Raw genomic sequence first — 16,234 nt, 5'->3', positions numbered from 1 at the left:
TATAGGCAGTTATAGAAATAAAGTATTTTCTTGTCTCTAAATACAAGTAAACTATACAAAATGAGACAGAAGAAAATTTTTCCGATGAGATTGTCTTTTTATGCTGATTTATATATTGAAACGATTCGTTTAAACACTTAAAGATTTTCTGTACAAATTTCACATGGCTGAGTCCATAAAAATAAGGCGCGTAGAATCAATTGCAAAAAAGCATTTCAGAAATGACACGTAACATTATTTATAAGTGATGTGTACGATCGTGAAATTTGTATGTATTTCAGTCGATTTATATTTGTTATTCAATCTGTTTGATTCGGTCTTCTATATGTTAATTGTTGTGAATTTCATCCTAGTTAACATAATGCTTGTTTGGTACATAAAAAAACTTCCGCTTATTAGGAAGTTTTTAATACACAATTTGAATTTGATTGCAAGTAATTTTCTTTATAAAATCTTGATTAGATAGTTTGCTCTTTTGCCTTATTAAATGCATAATACCTTCTTCGTTCCGGTTAAAATACATGATTTTTCGATCTTCATTGCGATATATATCAGTAAGCTTTTGTAATTTAGTTGTATTTTGATGTTGAACGTACTCTATTTGTAGTAATGTCTCATTACTCATGATGTATACATTGTAATCTTTATTTCTACCTAACAAACAAGATTGCTCTACATAGGAGAATAAATCATGATCAATACCGATAAATGTAATCGAAAATGTACCAGGTAAACGATTTAGCACACATGCGGTCCATAGTAAAGAGATTTCTCCGCGATTTTTATCATGCTTGTTTACAAAAAAATTAATGTAGTCATCTAAAATGATATTTTCAGCGTTTTGGAATGATCTTCTAGCCTTTCGTACCGTGTCTCGCAGCGGCTGTATACAAGTAAATGCTTGCTCACTTGCTCCTAAAAACTCTCGCTTTGCACCTGTAACATCGAAATCAACTTTAAGTAACTCATATAATTGCTGTTCTTCGACATATAAAATCGTTTTGAAATGCTGTAAATATTTCATATATCGCTGCTCTACATCCTCAATTAGCCGCATTTCTTTCACGATTACATCTGTGATTAAAACAGGTGTATCTTTAACCTTCTTTAGAAATAACCTTTCATCATATCGAAAGTATGCCTTTTCATGAATCGAAATGGCAGATGTATCGTAAAGATAAACGTGCTGCTTTTCAATAATTGTATCAATAATTGTTTCTAAATCTGTTATAAAATGTGTATGTTGCTGTATGAAGCTTTTTAATGATGGAGATGTCAATCAACTGCATCTCCTTTCATATTATGAAAATAGCGTGTTATTTCTTCAAGAACTTGTTTATTTGCCTGTTGTGCTGCTTCTGGTAATGCATACTTTTGCATCATCTTTTCGATTTTCCCGAAATGAATCACATTACTTCGTTCAATCATATATGAATCAATCCCAAGCGCTTCAAATTCTTTATGATAATCAAATTTCTGATCAAAATATTCCTTGATTGTGGCATAATCGATTAACTGTAACTCATATAAGCGAATCAATATCGCCTTAAATGGCGCCTTAAAACGGCTCATACATAGAAAAATTTTTTGCAATGTTGTTTCTTCGTTTTTCTCAAAGCTATTATAGAAATTTATTAATTCATGTTCATCCATTAATAGTAACGAAGCGAAATAATCAGCTTTTCTTTCAGTATGATTTGTATCTAGCCCTGCATGAACAATATGGATTTTCTTTTCTAATTCTTGAAGTGAAATTAAATGATATAATTCATGAAGTAAACTAAAATTTTGATAAATTCTAGGTTGATATGTATTCACATAGCAAATATATTTTTCTGTATCTGTAGAGCGAATAAAACCACCTAAAGACTGGTCTTGAATCGGTGCCTCAATCAAGAAATGCTGCATAGCAATATATTTTTTCGCACCTTCAATTATTGTCCAGCCTTTTGGATGGTAATGTTGCAAATACTTTCTTAGTAAGTTTTCTACTTCGGATTTAATGATGTTATTTTCTTCAATAATTTTAGGGAGATCTGTGAAATGAAGCTCAGGCATGTGATTCACCTCTGCTGTAAATTTCAATAAGATCACAAAGCTTTGTTAATTGATGTAGCCCCTCTTCCCCGCTTTCTGATAGCATTTCGCCTGCTGAAAATAAAAAGGCATGTTCTTCTTGCTCTTCAGCAACATAATGAAAATCCTCTTCCATAAAAAATGTATGTTCATGTCCTAATGCTTCAGCCAAGTGTGCAGCAAAATCATAAATTCCATTCATTCTTTTTCCGTTTAGATAATCTGAAAAATTTGATTCAGACATCCCTAAACGCTTGGCCAAACGTTTTCTTTTTAATCCTTCACTTTCGATATACTGATTCATATTTTGGATAACGTACTGTAAATTCATAATTCTCACTTCCTTTCTTTCTATCTATAAATTTATTATACACTCCTCCTCTGTTTTAAATCCATTTGTAACGAATTATTTTCCCTTAAAATACATTTTCTTTCATTGAATTCATATTTTTTTTAAAAGTAATTCTTTTAAAACGAATAATGAATGACAGATCGTATTGATATGGTTATAACTAGAAATCTAATTTCACTCTCATTTTTTGAGCTGATGGCGGACAAATTAAATTATACTCTAAAATTTTCTTATTAATCTTTCGGACGAGTTTACCTGCTTCTTTGGAATCCACAATTGTTTCTAGCTTTTCTTTTAAATGATCTATTTCCTTTGAAAGTTCAATCCATCTAGGTAAAACATGATTGTCTTTTAATGTTTTATAAAGCTGCTTTTCAGGATTATACGAAAGACTTTTATCGATTTGAAGCGGCTTTCCTTTTCCAGGTAAATCATCAAAAACTCCTGACTTTTCCGCCCGTTTCACAATTGAACTAATATGATCTTCATAAATAAAAGCTGAAACTTTTTCGTCCTTTGCCAAAATTTCTTGTTTTCTTAACTCCTTTTCTATGTCTTTTTGACTCATCGTTACCCTCTTCCCTTCTTTTTAATCATATTCCCAATCCGTTTTAGGTTTCTCCTTCAAATTGCAAGCAAATCCCGTGCATCATAACGTTTTGGGTCCCCTTTTATCTTTACACGTCTTAAATAAACTCCTAACGGCCTTTAAAAACGATTTATTCCCAAATAGGCTACCATATAATGATTGAACGTAGCCTCCTTTTTCTAATGTTAACTATGTATTTCTTGTATTTATAGACAAATTCCTATATAAACAAGTTAATAATATTGTATATTTTATGAACAAAAGCCACGCAAACGAGTTGTCTGTGTGGCTTTTGTTTTACTTAGTAAAATAGAATAATAATTTACTCATCTTTCATAATATGTAGTTGTTATCAAATAATCGATACGTAGCAATTCTATCATCATTTCTCTATCCAGTTTAATAACTGCTTATAATGACTCTTTGCGTCATCATATCCAAGATTATATAAATGAATTAGCTTTTCTTTATTTCTTTCAATTCCGCTCACAGGAAGATGGAGGCTTGGTTGAATGATAAAAAAGTTATCGTTCTGTTGAGGAGAATTCATATAAGAAATTGTATCATTATATAATTGATAATGTTCTGCTAGAAGATTTGCGACTTTTGGATAGCTTCTATATAAAAATTTCGCCATTTTCGAAAACAGATTTGGATGTTTTCGATATTCTGCTGGTTTTGTCATGATGACAACATTTTTTCGAAATCCATCCTCCTGCGCTTTGCGAACAGGAATAGGATCGATCATTCCCCCATCTAACAATTTTTTTCCGTCATAATCTACAGCAGGTGCAATAAATGGCACAGAACTTGAAGCGCGAATGATTTTTAATATATCATTCCCATGTTCATGTTTATTGTAATACAGTGCGTGTCCGGATTCACAGTCTGTCGTTCCAATTACAAACTGCTCATTTGCATTCATAAAGGTTTGAAAATCAAATGGTACAAGTTTATTTGGTACTTCATCAAAAAGAAAATCCATACCAAATAACTCCCGCTTTTTAATAAAATTTCGATATGATATATAACGATGGTCGCATACTAATTCTGTATTTACTTTTTTATTTCTCCCTTTTTGCCTTGATAAATATGTTGCCCCCATGCACGCTCCTGCCGAAACTCCTACTACATAGGGAAAAAATAAAGCATTCTCCATAAAATATTCAAGTACACCTGCAGTATATAAACCTTTCATTCCTCCGCCTTCTAATACTAAACCAATATTTTTCATTTTCCCTACCTCTATTTCCGTTCTTTGCCTTTATTTTAATGTATGAAGTGTTAACCTTTCTTTGCAAACTTGTTTCGAACCTCGTTCTTCTTTGTAAGTTTCTCCTAATCTATAACATGGTACAATATACATATAGATTATAAAGGAGGAATCCTACATGGGTTTATTTAGCGGTATTTTAGGAAATGCATCTGATACAAATATAGAAAACGTAGAGCGTGATTTACAAAATATTATGCTACATGATGAGCACGTTGAACACGCTTATAAATTAATTCGTGATTTAATCGTCTTTACAAATCGACGAATGATTTTAATTGATAAACAAGGTATAACGGGTAAAAAAACAGCATATCATTCTATCCTGTATAAAAGCATTACACAATTCAGCGTTGAAACTTCCGGCCATTTTGATTTAGATGCTGAACTAAAAATTTGGGTATCTAGCATGGAAGCACCTATTACAAAAGAATTTAAAGATGACGATAATGTTTTAAGGATTCAAAAGGCCTTAGCAGAATATACAACACGCTAAATTGCATGTTTATACAAAACAAAAAGTATAACCCCGTATTTTTTGGAACAAAATACATTAAAATATTATAAAAATACAAAAAGGGTGGTTAGAACTTACTTTTAACTCTCCTTTTTGTATGAAATAAGTGATATAACAACTTCAACTTCTATCATTTCCTTACCACTCTAATCGATTTCTTAACGAAGTAATATGTGCAGTATGATGTTGGCCATGCCAAGCATATAATCCTATTGCAACGGCAAGCTTTATCTCTCCAGACTCCGGATGATGGAAAGTTTTTTCTAAATCAGAAGTTTGTAACGAATATAATACATGTACCCACCTTTGATGCAATACCTTTAATAATGTGAGAGAAACCTCAACCGGCAATGTTGAATCTGAGAGTTCTGCCCATTTCTCTTCTTTATACGTTTTAATTGATGGATTCTGTTCAGTTAGCGCTAATTTAAATCGCATATAGCCATTCATATGACTATCAGCAACATGATGAACAACTTGTCGTACTGTCCATCCTCCTGTACGATATGGTGTATCTAGCTGATCTGCATGTAAACCGTTAACTTCTTTTTCTAACTGTACAGGTAAATGTTCCATTTCTTGAATCCATTGTTTCACTTGTTCCTTAGTAATCGTTTCTTCGTAATGAAATTCTCCAATTGGATAACGTAAATCCTTCACTATGTATTTCCCCTTTATCGTGTTAAATATATTTCTCGACTGGAATATGTACAAAAATACTCAAATATAATAAATTCTTTTTTTAATAATGGATTCCTGCTAATAGGTAAAAATTCCATTAGTCATTGAATAATTCCTAATATAAAAGCTTCTAACCAGTTCATGATTGTCTCCTTTCTCGTTTGCTTGTACCAGTATATGCTCAGATTTACTTGTTATTAATCATTTCGACATAAAAAACCATGACCTAGCACTAGCAAGGTCATGGTTTGGTTTGCTATTTTATTTATAAAATACTTTATCAACATTATATTTCGCTTGAAGTGTGTTAATGATATACGTTTCGTAAATCTCTCTTTCCATTGGATCTTCAACAAGACATACATCAATGCGGTATACTTCATCACGATGTGCTTTCATTGGAGAAACGTTGTCTTCAAAATGTTTTTTAATACGTTGTCTAATTTTTCGTGCTTTCCCAACAAACAACAGTTCATCATTAATGTTATAAAACATAAAAATGCCACCTTTATCCCTTGGGAATAGATGAAAATCAATAAATCCGTGAATTGGAGTAATTCTTGGTTCATCGCCTTTTATAATCTGTTTTCTTTCTGTAATAGAAACATCAACTGCAGGTATATCAATTTTAATCAAATTGGTTCACGTCCTCTTTTATGATAAAGGTAAATAATAGCATAAATATATAAGAAAAGCTATTTTGTTTTACTTTATAATGATTCAATCGCTCCCGCTACATCGTAATCACTTAAATCTAATTCTATTTCTTTCCCTAAAGCGAGTTTTGCCAGTTCGGAACCGAGATATGGTCCAGCGGTTAATCCTGAGGCACCTAAACCATTTGCAACAAGAATTCCTTTAAAATTAGGTAATGGTCCAATAACAGGTAAGAAACCTGGTGTAAACGGTCTAAATCCAACGCGCGTTTCAATCATTGTACTATTTCCTAACCCCGGAGCAATGGATAAAGCTTTATCAAATACTTCGTGTAAACCACCTGCAGTTACTCTGCAGTCAAACCCTGTATCGTTTTCATGTGTTGCACCGATAACAATACGGCCATCCTCAAACGTTAAGATATATTGATCATTTGGCGGCATAACAACAGGCCAATTCTCAGTATCTGTATTCGGCATATGTAAATGAACAATTTGCCCTTTTTGGAATGTCACTAAGAAATTCACGCCTAACGGTTTTAAAATCTCATTTGCCCATGCACCTGCAGTGATAATGACTTGATCTGCTAGCATTGTCTCGCCATTTACTGTAACACCTTTTATTTTATTATCTTCATGAATTAACGTGGCATCTCCTTGTATAAAAGTGACACCATGTTTCTTTCCAGCGTTTATAAGGGCCTGTCGCAATGCTCTTCCGTTCACTCTTGCAGCCCCGCTTATATGTACAGCACTATATTCTTCTGATAATGGTGGGAATAATTGTTTTGTTTCTTCTTTCGATAAACGAGTAATTTCTCCAATTTCAGGCGCATCTTCACGACGCTTATATGCTCGTTCTTCCATTTGATCTAACTTTTTATCATCTGTATGAAGACTAATTGCTCCTACTCGGTTATAGCCGGTATCTGTTTCGCCGTCCTCTTCTAATTGCTGAATTAAAGAAGCGTAGTATTTTGCCCCGCCTTTAGCAATTTTATACCAAGCCTTATTGCGGCGCTGTGAAAGCCATGGACATACAATCCCTGCTCCCGCATCCGTAGCTCGTCCTAGATCTTGACGATCAATTAACGTAACACGGGCTCCTGCCTTAGCAAGATGATAAGCTGTAGATGATCCTAGAATCCCTGCTCCAACTACAATATACGATTTCATTGCAAACACCTTTTCTGTTCTATTGTTTATACAAAAGTTCTAAATATATTTCTGTGTTTTTTAGAACTGTATTTAGTATACTATTGATAATTCTTGAATGGTATTCATTATTTGCGTCTCGTTCATCATTTCGCAAAAAAAACATACTGAAATGTACTTTACCTTATAGGGAATCTAATAAAAAAAATCATGCAATTTATGAACATTACTTGCATACTAATACACTAAAACTCTTTTGATTTGTTTCGTGAAAGTGGTTTATACATCAAGATACAAAGGAGTGAATCATATGCCTTCCGTAATTGATGGCGTCATTATTGAAAATTGTAACGGAACATTTAATTTAGGTGATAAGTACAATATACAACCGATAGCAATGGATAAAGGTTATCATGGTTCCGGTTCCTCAAGCGTAGGAAATACATGCACAATCTTTAATGGTGTTAACGTAACAAATGTAAATGATTCAGACAAAAATGATGAAAGCATCGGCTTTACACTATAAAAATAGAAAAAGGCAACTGATTTTGTATCGGTTGCCTTTCTGGTAATGAAAGATACTATTTAAAGATCATAACAGATTAACATTCATCTCTTAATACTCTAAACGCATCTCTTACTTTTCTAGCGAAGTCTAACGGTGGTTCGATAGACTCAAAATGCATATACATTGCACGTGGTTCGTCAAACAACCAGTGGTTATGAATCGCTGTAACAATAATGTCTCTTCTGCGGAGCTCAGTTAATAAGGGATTAATTTCTCTTTCTAAAACAACCGTTTCACCTAAATTTAATGTATTTCCTTTTGAATCAATATTTTCAAAAGAAAAAAATTGTGGAGTCACTAAAGGCGAAAACGTTTCACGTCCTAAGATTTCGAAACTGAGCTGCCTTTGTTTTTGAACTACGCAAACACCATTTTGAAACGTGGTATTTCCGTCTAAAATCCGTCCAAATTCTTTACAAAGATCTCTACAGCTATCCCAACTCATACTTTTCATCTCCTTCCTAAATACAATTACTTCATAATATGTACAAGCTAAACAACTTGTTCGTAGGAAAGAGTTGAAGTGTTAACAAAACCTTATATGCTAGAAATGAAAATTCCCTTTAAAACCTAATTATACAGAGGATTTAAAGGGAGGTGATTCTTATATACAAGCAGCTTATTTTTTCTTTCTACGATATAAATCCATTGTTTTATACCCTTGTGAAAGAACTTCTATCATCTGTTGTTGACGTTTATCACGTGTTTTTTGCTGCTTAGCAGAAAAGATGTAACGCGCCCAATCTTTTTGGTAGCCAGGTGTTAAGCTTTGATAAAACTGAAGTTCCTCTGGATACGCAGCTAATAATGCTTCAACATCCTTTATATGAGTTACATAATCATCTACACATTGACTAGAAGCAGTTGCTTTCTTTTCCTTTCTCTTTTCACGTTTTAAACCGACCACTGTAAAAACATCATCCATGCTTACCATACGTGAAAATTTTATATCACTATTATCGACATATCCATCTTCTCCAACTTTTAAAGCTGGAAACATGTCATCACGGTGAATGAATGTTGGATAACGAGAATTCCCTTTTTTCGGATAGGCAAAAAATAAATATCCCTTCTCAAGTAAAAGGTCTTCATTATGGATAATAAATTGGGTCTGTTCCACCATTTCATCAAGTGTTTCTACGAAAATAAAGATTGCATCATGCGCTTTATTTAAAGTAGTCGATTGATTGGGAAAAATATCATAATCAGTCGGTTGGTTCTTAACTGCCATATTATTGTATGTATTCAGCTTTAATTTATCGATAATTGACATAGGAAACTCCTTTTTTATTCGCAATGATATTTATCATGCTTATATTAACATAAAAAAGAAACCTTATCGTATGGAATGATTCTATTTTTTCGACGCATTCTCAACATGAGAAGTTAAAAATACGTAAAATTTCATTCTTTCACTGTAAATATATGTACATTTTTTTATTTATTAGGTATATTATGAATATTGAATGGCTACGAAATAAAATGTTTCGCGTATAAAACCTTGTATTTTTATATCCAGGAAAACTACAAAATTTGTCAATTGAATATTAAACGGAAGGAGGTTTGTGGTTTTATTTACCGGGATATCATAATCAGTTCGATAAAGCTGATAACAATACAGGAGGCGACATAATGTTTCGTACAATTTCAAATTTCATGAGAGTAGCTGAGATAAGACGAAAAATCTTTTTTACACTTGCGATGCTAATTGTTTTTCGGATTGGCACGTTTATTCCAGTTCCTCATACAAACGCAGAAGTTTTAAAAATACAAGATCAAGCCAATGTTTTAGGTATGCTGAACGTATTTGGCGGAGGAGCTTTGCAGCATTTTTCAATCTTTGCTGTTGGTATTACACCGTATATTACAGCTTCCATCATCATTCAATTATTGCAGATGGACATTATACCTAAATTTACAGAATGGGCAAAACAAGGAGAAATGGGCCGTAAAAAACTAGCTCAATTCACTCGATACTTTACAATCATTCTCGCCTTTATTCAAGCCATTATCATGTCAATTGGCTTTAACAATATAGCAGGCGGACAATTAATTACAAATACGAGTTGGACGACTTATCTATTTATCGCAATCGTGCTAACTGCTGGTACCGCCTTTTTACTTTGGTTAGGGGAACAAATTACTGCAAAAGGCATTGGAAATGGGATTTCGATACTGATTTTTGCAGGGCTTGTTGCGGCAATTCCAAACGTTGTAAATCAAATTTATTTACAACAATTTCAAAATGCTGGCGATCAACTCTTTATGCATATTGTCAAAATAGCATTAATTGCTTTCGTTGTATTAGTAATCGTTGTCGGCGTTATTTACATCCAGCAAGCAATTCGAAAAATACCTATTCAATATGCAAAAGCAGTTTCAAACAATAATCAATATCAAGGAGCAAAAAACACGCATTTACCGCTTAAAGTAAATAGTGCTGGCGTCATCCCAGTCATCTTTGCTTCTGCCTTTTTAATGATGCCCCAAACAATCGCGCAGTTGTTTCCAAATTTAAGTGTTTCAAAATGGCTAGGTGAAAATTTAAACTCTGCCCATCCAATTGGGATGTCTCTTTACATAGGGCTCATTATTGCATTTACATATTTCTATGCATTCGTTCAAGTCAATCCTGAGCAAATGGCAGAGAACTTAAAAAAACAAAATGGATATGTTCCCGGCATTCGTCCTGGTAAGGCAACCGAGCAATATGTCACAAACATTTTATACCGCTTAACTTTCATTGGCGCAATCTTTTTAGGTGCTATCTCGATTCTACCAGTCATTTTCTCAAAAATTGCGACATTACCACCTTCTGCACAAATCGGTGGGACAAGCTTGCTCATTATCGTAGGTGTCGCATTAGAAACAATGAAAACATTAGAGAGCCAGCTTGTAAAGCGTCATTATAGAGGATTCATAAAAAAGTGAATTAAAATTCTTTTATTATATAAAGAAAAGGATAGATCACAGAGAATCGTTCTGTATGATCTATCCTTTTTGTGCTATAAATAGATTTATTTGCGACTACAGCATATGATTGACAATTTGTCGAAGTATATTTTTTATTCCTATGTATTCTCACAATAACTTTGAATCTCAAAATAAGTAACAGTATGTAAACAAAGTTTCAAAAATCACTACAAAATATCTATCTAGCTGTTTTTTAACTTATTTATTTATTGAATTCATTAATTGGAAAAAGTATTCAAGGTTATGAGTCTTATTTAAGTTATACCATGCATGTAGCGTATCGGGTGCAAATACATCTAATTTTTTTAGTACTTCGATCGTAAATTCCAGAGGTGCTACTCCTGATGCAGTAATCAAATTCTCCCCAGATACCGCAGGTCGCTTCTCATAAAATGCTTCTCCTTTATAATTAGGGCAGACTATTTTAAGATACTCTAGGTCATTACTTGTGTGCTTTCTAAAATCTAAATATCCCATATTCGCAAGGGCCTCAGTCGCACCACAAATTGCAGCAACGATAGTACCAAGCTTTAAAGCTTCGCCAACTTTTTTTAAGATAGGTTGATGAATTTCTTCTCTCCAAGTATTCCCCCCAGGTAAAATTAAAAGGTCTTTACTCTCAAGAGTACATTCATCAAGAGGAATATTTGGTTTTATGCTCAATCCTCCCATTGTAGTAATCATTTCTTGATTAGCTCCTACTGTGATTACTTTTAAAGGTGCTAAATCTTTTTTAAAATACCTTCCTGAGTTTAGCTCAGCAATTAAATATCCATATTCCCAGTCTGACATTGTATTAAATACATAAAGATAAACTTTCCCTGTTCGCAACTAATTACACTCCCATCACTATGTATAATCATATAATAAAAATTTTCTACCCCTCCTATATTGTAAAAGATTTCCGTTTTATTATCGAATATTAATATCCTGCATCGATCTTCAACCTCTATATAACATAAACCATTTGTCCTATTCCTTCTTTTAACAGTTTCATATGTAATATTAAAAAACAAACGAATTAGATGCTTCTTTTTATCAGGTATAGCTTGTCTGTTACATTATGATTCAAAATATAATTATTTACGAATTAGTTATTCGATGTTAAACAAAAAGGATATGTTGACTGCCTCATTTTTTCATGAAATTTAGAAAAGAGCACTTATTTCCGTAAGTGCTCTTTTTAAGGGATTGTGAGATGCCCTATTAACGAAAGATAAGGTTACTAAAGTTAATGGGTGTCAATAGTATATGCTTGTCCTTTTTCAAATGTTACATCGAGAGTTTCCCTAACCTATACTTGTTACAAAGCAGCGAAAATAAGTGTTTCTAACAGTTATGTCGTAGGAATTTTCTTTCTACCATACTATCATAATTAGAATCATTCTCGGTGCATTTCGTACAAAAAGTTTGGATAAAAAAGGAATTGAAATAAAAAAGAAGAATATCTCTATGAATAACTAAAAGTGAGGGATATAAATGCCACATTCTCATACGATGGACATAAGTAATATCAAAAAATTAGAACAGGAGCTGTCTACTTTATTAGATACTCCCATTTCTTCAGAGAAAGATCTTAAGAGTTGGTTAAAAGAGCAGTCGAAATTAATATGGAAAATTGAAGAGCAATTAAGAGTTCATTATATCGACTTTCAGTGCAATACCGACAATCATGAAATTAAAAATGTATTTAAACATGACCAGCAACATGTACGCCCTCTTTTAAAACGTTATCAAAGCTTGTTTGATCAGAAATATTTAGCATCACCTTTTCGGATGCAACTTAATCCCGATACTTATGAACTACTAGATAAAAAGATTCAAAATGCACAATCCTTATTTAGCGAAAAAAACATTGAGCTAGAAGTAAAGGAAGATAAATTAGTAACGCAATACTATGAAATTACAGGAAGCCTAACTGAGATATGGAACGGGAAAGAAAAAACAATTACGGAATTACAGTCTTATTTACAAGACCCAAATCGAACTGTACGTAAAAGAGCAAAAACCCTCATTTCAGAAAAGTTTTTATCTGTCGAAAAGGAATTACAAAATATTTTAAATGGATTAATTGCAATCCGGCATCAAAAAGCAAAAAACATTCAATTAGATAACTATCGTGATTATATGTTTAAAAAATATGAACGCTTTGATTATACACCTGAGGATTGTTATAAACTTGCAGAATCTATCCGTAAATATGCTGTACCGCTTCTAGATAAAATACTTCATAAACAAAAAGCGGCCCTTGAAGTAAATCCCCTTCGTCCATGGGATATAGCAGCGGTAGCACCAAATAAAAAGTCTTTAAAACCTATTAAAAATAAAGAGCAATTAATTGAAAAAGGTTCTTCTATTTTGCATGATTTAGACCCTGCATTTTCGAATTTGTTAAAGCATATGCATAAAAATAATTTATTAGATTTAGAAAGCCGAAAAGGAAAAGCAGCTGGTGGCTTTTGCGAGTATTTACCCGTTTCTCAATTATCTTTTATTTTTATGAATTTGAATTACACGCAATATGATGCACTTACTTTTCTGCATGAAATGGGCCATAGTATTCATAATGAATGCATGAAACATTTAGAGTTAAATCAATATCAAACGATCCCAATGGAAGCTGCTGAATTAGCTAGTATGACAATGGAATTATTTTCATTGAACTATTGGGATATACTTTATACAAATGAAGATGATTTAAAGCAAGCAAAAATAGATTTCTTTGAAAGTATTATTAAGTATTTACCAGCAATGGTTATCGTTGATCAATTTCAACACTGGATGTATGAAAATCCCAACCACACTATTCAAGAGAGAAATGACAAGTATTTGAAATTATATAAAACTTATCAGTCAAGTGTAGTAAATATAAATGGCTATGAATATTGGATTTCAACTGGATGGCTGCCTATACTACATATTTTTGAATCGCCATTCTATTATATCGAATATGCGATTGCACAACTTGGTGCACTAAACATGTATAAACAATATAAAGAAAATCCAAAACAAGCACTACAAAACTATAAAAAAGCTTTATCTTTAGGTAGTTCAAAGTCTTTAAAAGAAGTGTATGAAGCAGCTGGAATCCGCTTTGATTTTTCTGAGGACACAATAAAAAATTTGATGTTATTTGTAGAAAAAGAACTTGAATTGTTGGAAGGTGTAAAAAAGTAAAATCTATAACCTTTACTTTTTTCATATATTTACGGCTATTACCATTACTTATCCATCTGTAGTGCTACAATATCCCTTCCCTTTAAGTGTCTTTTGAAAAAAATTAATAGAGGCAGATCTATTTTATATTTAAAAATCACTTGTATAATTTTTTCCATGCTAAATAATAGTAAATACATTGAATTATTAAAATAATAGTTGTAATGCCTGTTAATAATAGAAAGTGAGTAAATCCAAAATTTAATGAATATATTGTTATTAGAGCAATCATTACAAGAGGTATAGAGGTTAACACATTATAAAAACGCTTTTTATAAAGCCTTTTATTTCCTGTGTTTTGAATATCAGCCATAAATAGCCCTCCTCAATTTTTTTCTGAATTATTCGATTATCTATATTGTAACATAAAAAGTGAATCCCGCTTACAAAATCCCCCTTTATATAACTAGGCATACAAAACGCCTACGATTGAAATGAATCATTCGTAGGCGTTTTGTTATGTATCATTACTTTTATATCGTGTATGATATAGGTAAAATCATTTACTTAGCAAACACATGATTTCCAATTTGCGCAACGATTTGACGTGTTGTTATCCATTTATCAGTCGCTGTTTGTGGATTATAAAAATATAGCCAATCAGCATTTTCACCTTTTGAAGTGAGCGCTTCTTCCACTGCCATTTTTGCTTCATGTGTAGCAGGTTGGTTAATTCTTCCGTCCGTAACTGGTGTAAAAGCATAACCATTTTTAATAGGTTGATAAATGACATCTGTAATTGTGTTTGGGAAATCCTTTGCATGAACACGATTTAAAACGACCTTGGCTACCGCAACTTTCCCTTTATGCGGTTCTCCCCCAGCTTCAGCATTTACTAAGCGGGCCATTAAATCTACTTCTTGTAGTGAAAGACCTGTATCAATTTTTAAGTGCTGACCTATATAAATTTTATCACCGTTTATGTGATTATTTTGTTTAAGAAATTGGATGGAAACATTGTATTGTTTCGCGATAGATGCCAATGTATCGCCTCTTTTTACTTGATAAATCGCTTGGTATGTTGAATGAGACTCAGCTGCATGATATTGTGGTGTACGTTGATTTGGATTCGATACATCTGGAATCGTTAAACGTTCCCCAATATGAATTTGGGACGTTGTTTTATTGTTAGCTTGTTTCAGAGATTGAACGGATACTCCATACTGCATACTTATATCACTTAGAGTATCATTTTTTTTGACAGTATAAGTTGAAGCATCTGCTTCTACTGGATTTGAGATTAATGTAATCATTGCTGCAGATATGGGTAGCAGACTTTGCACCTTACGTAACTTCATTCGAAAAAAACCTCCTAAAAATAGTGAAACCATGTTTTATTAGCGTATAAAATAGTAACCTAATTTAGTTACAGCATACCAAAATGTAAAATGATAATCATGAAATCTATCTATACTTTTGATACGCTTCATACTAATTATTATGTAGAGATAATAAAATAATCTCACTTTATTTCTAAAAATACAATATTTATCTATGAATCAATGGAAATCAAAGCATTATTTTACTAAATAGTTCTCTAACTCTTTAATTAAATATTTTGCCCCTTCAGGACTTAAAGTAATTTTACCATTTGCAAGTGAAATATTCTCATTCGATACTTCCCCTGTTATTTGACAAGTGTTGTAAGGTACATATTTCTTTAAAACGATTCTTTCATTTTCTACGAAGATCTCCAATGGTGATTTAATGCCAATTCCTAGCATATCCCTTAATTCTTTCGGGATAACAATTCTTCCAAGTTCATCCACTTTTCGGATAATTCCAGTTGATTTCATACATACCTTCCTCCTAATAAATTAATCTAAACTAATTCACAGTTTTTCAAATTGTAAACTATGAATTAGTTCTTTTTCCCTATCATTATAATATTTGGTAATCATCTCAAAGCGATTTTTAATTAAACTTTCAACATTTTGTCTTTTAATATTATTAATTACACCTTTTCATTTAAAAATGTAACACTATTTTTATGATTGTAATATTTTTTATTGAAATGCATTTTTTCATAGAAATAGCAAGCACGTAAACTATCAAGCAATTGTTGAAATGTTGAACAAATTGGATATACTGCTTCTCTATATCCTCTTCTTCATAGTCCCAACATACGATTGTTAGTGACTTAGGAGCGTTCCAATAATCGAAGCATAGAAGATTAAA

General features: G+C 32.4%; 18 protein-coding genes and 1 pseudogene. 4 read left to right on the top strand and 15 right to left on the bottom strand.

Going from position 1 to position 16,234, the window contains the following annotated elements; all coding sequences use genetic code 11:
* Positions 1 to 406 precede the first annotated feature (406 nt).
* The 5 genes from MR058_RS05600 to MR058_RS05580 all read right to left on the bottom strand — a co-directional run bounded on the left by MR058_RS05600 (position 407) and on the right by MR058_RS05580 (position 4,251).
* Complete coding sequence (locus MR058_RS05600; RefSeq protein WP_242143040.1) at positions 407 to 1,279, bottom strand: hypothetical protein; 873 nt, start codon at positions 1,277 to 1,279, stop codon at positions 407 to 409.
* Positions 1,276 to 2,058, bottom strand: a complete 783-nt coding sequence (locus MR058_RS05595; protein WP_242143039.1) for an ImmA/IrrE family metallo-endopeptidase — start codon at positions 2,056 to 2,058, stop codon at positions 1,276 to 1,278. The genes MR058_RS05600 and MR058_RS05595 overlap by 4 nt, the downstream gene beginning before the upstream one ends.
* A complete protein-coding gene (locus MR058_RS05590) occupies positions 2,051 to 2,407 on the bottom strand; it encodes a transcriptional regulator (protein WP_242143038.1) in 357 nt (118 codons plus the stop codon). Before MR058_RS05590 ends, MR058_RS05595 begins: the two co-directional genes overlap by 8 nt.
* Positions 2,408 to 2,588: 181 nt before the next feature.
* Positions 2,589 to 2,996: a DnaJ family domain-containing protein gene (locus tag MR058_RS05585; RefSeq protein WP_242143037.1), complete on the bottom strand. Its 408-nt coding sequence runs from the start codon at positions 2,994 to 2,996 to the stop codon at positions 2,589 to 2,591.
* A gap of 403 nt (positions 2,997 to 3,399) precedes the next feature.
* The gene (locus tag MR058_RS05580) at positions 3,400 to 4,251 is read right to left on the bottom strand and encodes a patatin-like phospholipase family protein (RefSeq protein ID WP_242143036.1); all 852 of its coding nucleotides are present in this window, start codon (positions 4,249 to 4,251) and stop codon (positions 3,400 to 3,402) included.
* Positions 4,252 to 4,408: 157 nt separating this feature from the next.
* Between MR058_RS05580 and MR058_RS05575 the strand changes: the two genes are divergently transcribed.
* On the top strand, positions 4,409 to 4,786 hold the full coding sequence (locus MR058_RS05575) for a PH domain-containing protein (protein ID WP_242143035.1): 378 nt from the start codon (positions 4,409 to 4,411) through the stop codon (positions 4,784 to 4,786).
* Between the two features lie 159 nt (positions 4,787 to 4,945).
* Here the strand turns inward: MR058_RS05575 and MR058_RS05570 are convergent, their stop codons facing one another.
* The 3 genes from MR058_RS05570 to MR058_RS05560 all read right to left on the bottom strand — a co-directional run bounded on the left by MR058_RS05570 (position 4,946) and on the right by MR058_RS05560 (position 7,320).
* The gene (locus tag MR058_RS05570) at positions 4,946 to 5,467 is read right to left on the bottom strand and encodes a YfiT family bacillithiol transferase (RefSeq protein WP_242143034.1); all 522 of its coding nucleotides are present in this window, start codon (positions 5,465 to 5,467) and stop codon (positions 4,946 to 4,948) included.
* Positions 5,468 to 5,749: 282 nt separating this feature from the next.
* Positions 5,750 to 6,124, bottom strand: coding sequence for a nucleotide excision repair endonuclease (locus MR058_RS05565; RefSeq protein WP_242143033.1), 375 nt, complete (start codon positions 6,122 to 6,124; stop codon positions 5,750 to 5,752).
* Positions 6,125 to 6,198: 74 nt separating this feature from the next.
* The gene (locus MR058_RS05560; protein ID WP_242143032.1) at positions 6,199 to 7,320 is read right to left on the bottom strand and encodes an NAD(P)/FAD-dependent oxidoreductase; all 1,122 of its coding nucleotides are present in this window, start codon (positions 7,318 to 7,320) and stop codon (positions 6,199 to 6,201) included.
* Between the two features lie 289 nt (positions 7,321 to 7,609).
* On the opposite strand from MR058_RS05560, the gene MR058_RS05555 reads away from it, so the two are divergent.
* Entirely contained in the window at positions 7,610 to 7,825 is a 216-nt protein-coding gene (locus MR058_RS05555) for a spore germination protein (protein ID WP_242143031.1), read from the top strand.
* Between the two features lie 76 nt (positions 7,826 to 7,901).
* On the opposite strand, the gene MR058_RS05550 is transcribed toward MR058_RS05555, so the two are convergent.
* Both MR058_RS05550 and MR058_RS05545 read right to left on the bottom strand, forming a co-directional pair.
* Positions 7,902 to 8,312, bottom strand: coding sequence for a DUF1259 domain-containing protein (locus MR058_RS05550; RefSeq protein WP_242143030.1), 411 nt, complete (start codon positions 8,310 to 8,312; stop codon positions 7,902 to 7,904).
* 174 nt (positions 8,313 to 8,486) lie between these two features.
* The gene (locus MR058_RS05545) at positions 8,487 to 9,140 is read right to left on the bottom strand and encodes a YdeI/OmpD-associated family protein (RefSeq protein WP_242143029.1); all 654 of its coding nucleotides are present in this window, start codon (positions 9,138 to 9,140) and stop codon (positions 8,487 to 8,489) included.
* Positions 9,141 to 9,499: 359 nt separating this feature from the next.
* Between MR058_RS05545 and secY the strand changes: the two genes are divergently transcribed.
* On the top strand, positions 9,500 to 10,798 hold the full coding sequence (secY, locus tag MR058_RS05540) for a preprotein translocase subunit SecY (RefSeq protein ID WP_242143028.1): 1,299 nt from the start codon (positions 9,500 to 9,502) through the stop codon (positions 10,796 to 10,798).
* A 240-nt stretch (positions 10,799 to 11,038) separates the two neighbouring features.
* Here secY and MR058_RS05535 read toward each other — a convergent pair whose 3' ends face one another.
* Positions 11,039 to 11,671, bottom strand: a complete 633-nt coding sequence (locus MR058_RS05535) for a type 1 glutamine amidotransferase family protein (RefSeq protein WP_242143027.1) — start codon at positions 11,669 to 11,671, stop codon at positions 11,039 to 11,041.
* Positions 11,672 to 12,319: 648 nt separating this feature from the next.
* On the opposite strand from MR058_RS05535, the gene MR058_RS05530 reads away from it, so the two are divergent.
* Positions 12,320 to 14,017 (top strand): M3 family oligoendopeptidase, encoded by a 1,698-nt coding sequence (locus tag MR058_RS05530; RefSeq protein ID WP_242143026.1) that lies wholly within the window; start codon positions 12,320 to 12,322, stop codon positions 14,015 to 14,017.
* Positions 14,018 to 14,153: 136 nt separating this feature from the next.
* Here MR058_RS05530 and MR058_RS05525 read toward each other — a convergent pair whose 3' ends face one another.
* The 4 genes and pseudogenes from MR058_RS05525 to MR058_RS05510 form a co-directional block, all read right to left on the bottom strand.
* Positions 14,154 to 14,369: a hypothetical protein gene (locus MR058_RS05525; protein WP_242143025.1), complete on the bottom strand. Its 216-nt coding sequence runs from the start codon at positions 14,367 to 14,369 to the stop codon at positions 14,154 to 14,156.
* A gap of 190 nt (positions 14,370 to 14,559) precedes the next feature.
* Complete coding sequence (locus tag MR058_RS05520; RefSeq protein WP_242143024.1) at positions 14,560 to 15,354, bottom strand: LysM peptidoglycan-binding domain-containing protein; 795 nt, start codon at positions 15,352 to 15,354, stop codon at positions 14,560 to 14,562.
* Between the two features lie 219 nt (positions 15,355 to 15,573).
* Positions 15,574 to 15,852, bottom strand: a complete 279-nt coding sequence (locus MR058_RS05515) for an AbrB/MazE/SpoVT family DNA-binding domain-containing protein (RefSeq protein ID WP_242143023.1) — start codon at positions 15,850 to 15,852, stop codon at positions 15,574 to 15,576.
* A gap of 245 nt (positions 15,853 to 16,097) precedes the next feature.
* Positions 16,098 to 16,231: pseudogene (locus MR058_RS05510) on the bottom strand (SMI1/KNR4 family protein); the annotation flags it as partial.
* Positions 16,232 to 16,234 lie beyond the last annotated feature (3 nt).

The sequence above is a fragment of the Bacillus cereus group sp. BfR-BA-01430 genome (genome assembly GCF_022663115.1).
GTDB lineage: Bacteria > Bacillota > Bacilli > Bacillales > Bacillaceae_G > Bacillus_A > Bacillus_A cereus_BD.
This window is presented reverse-complemented; position numbering and strand designations above follow the sequence as displayed.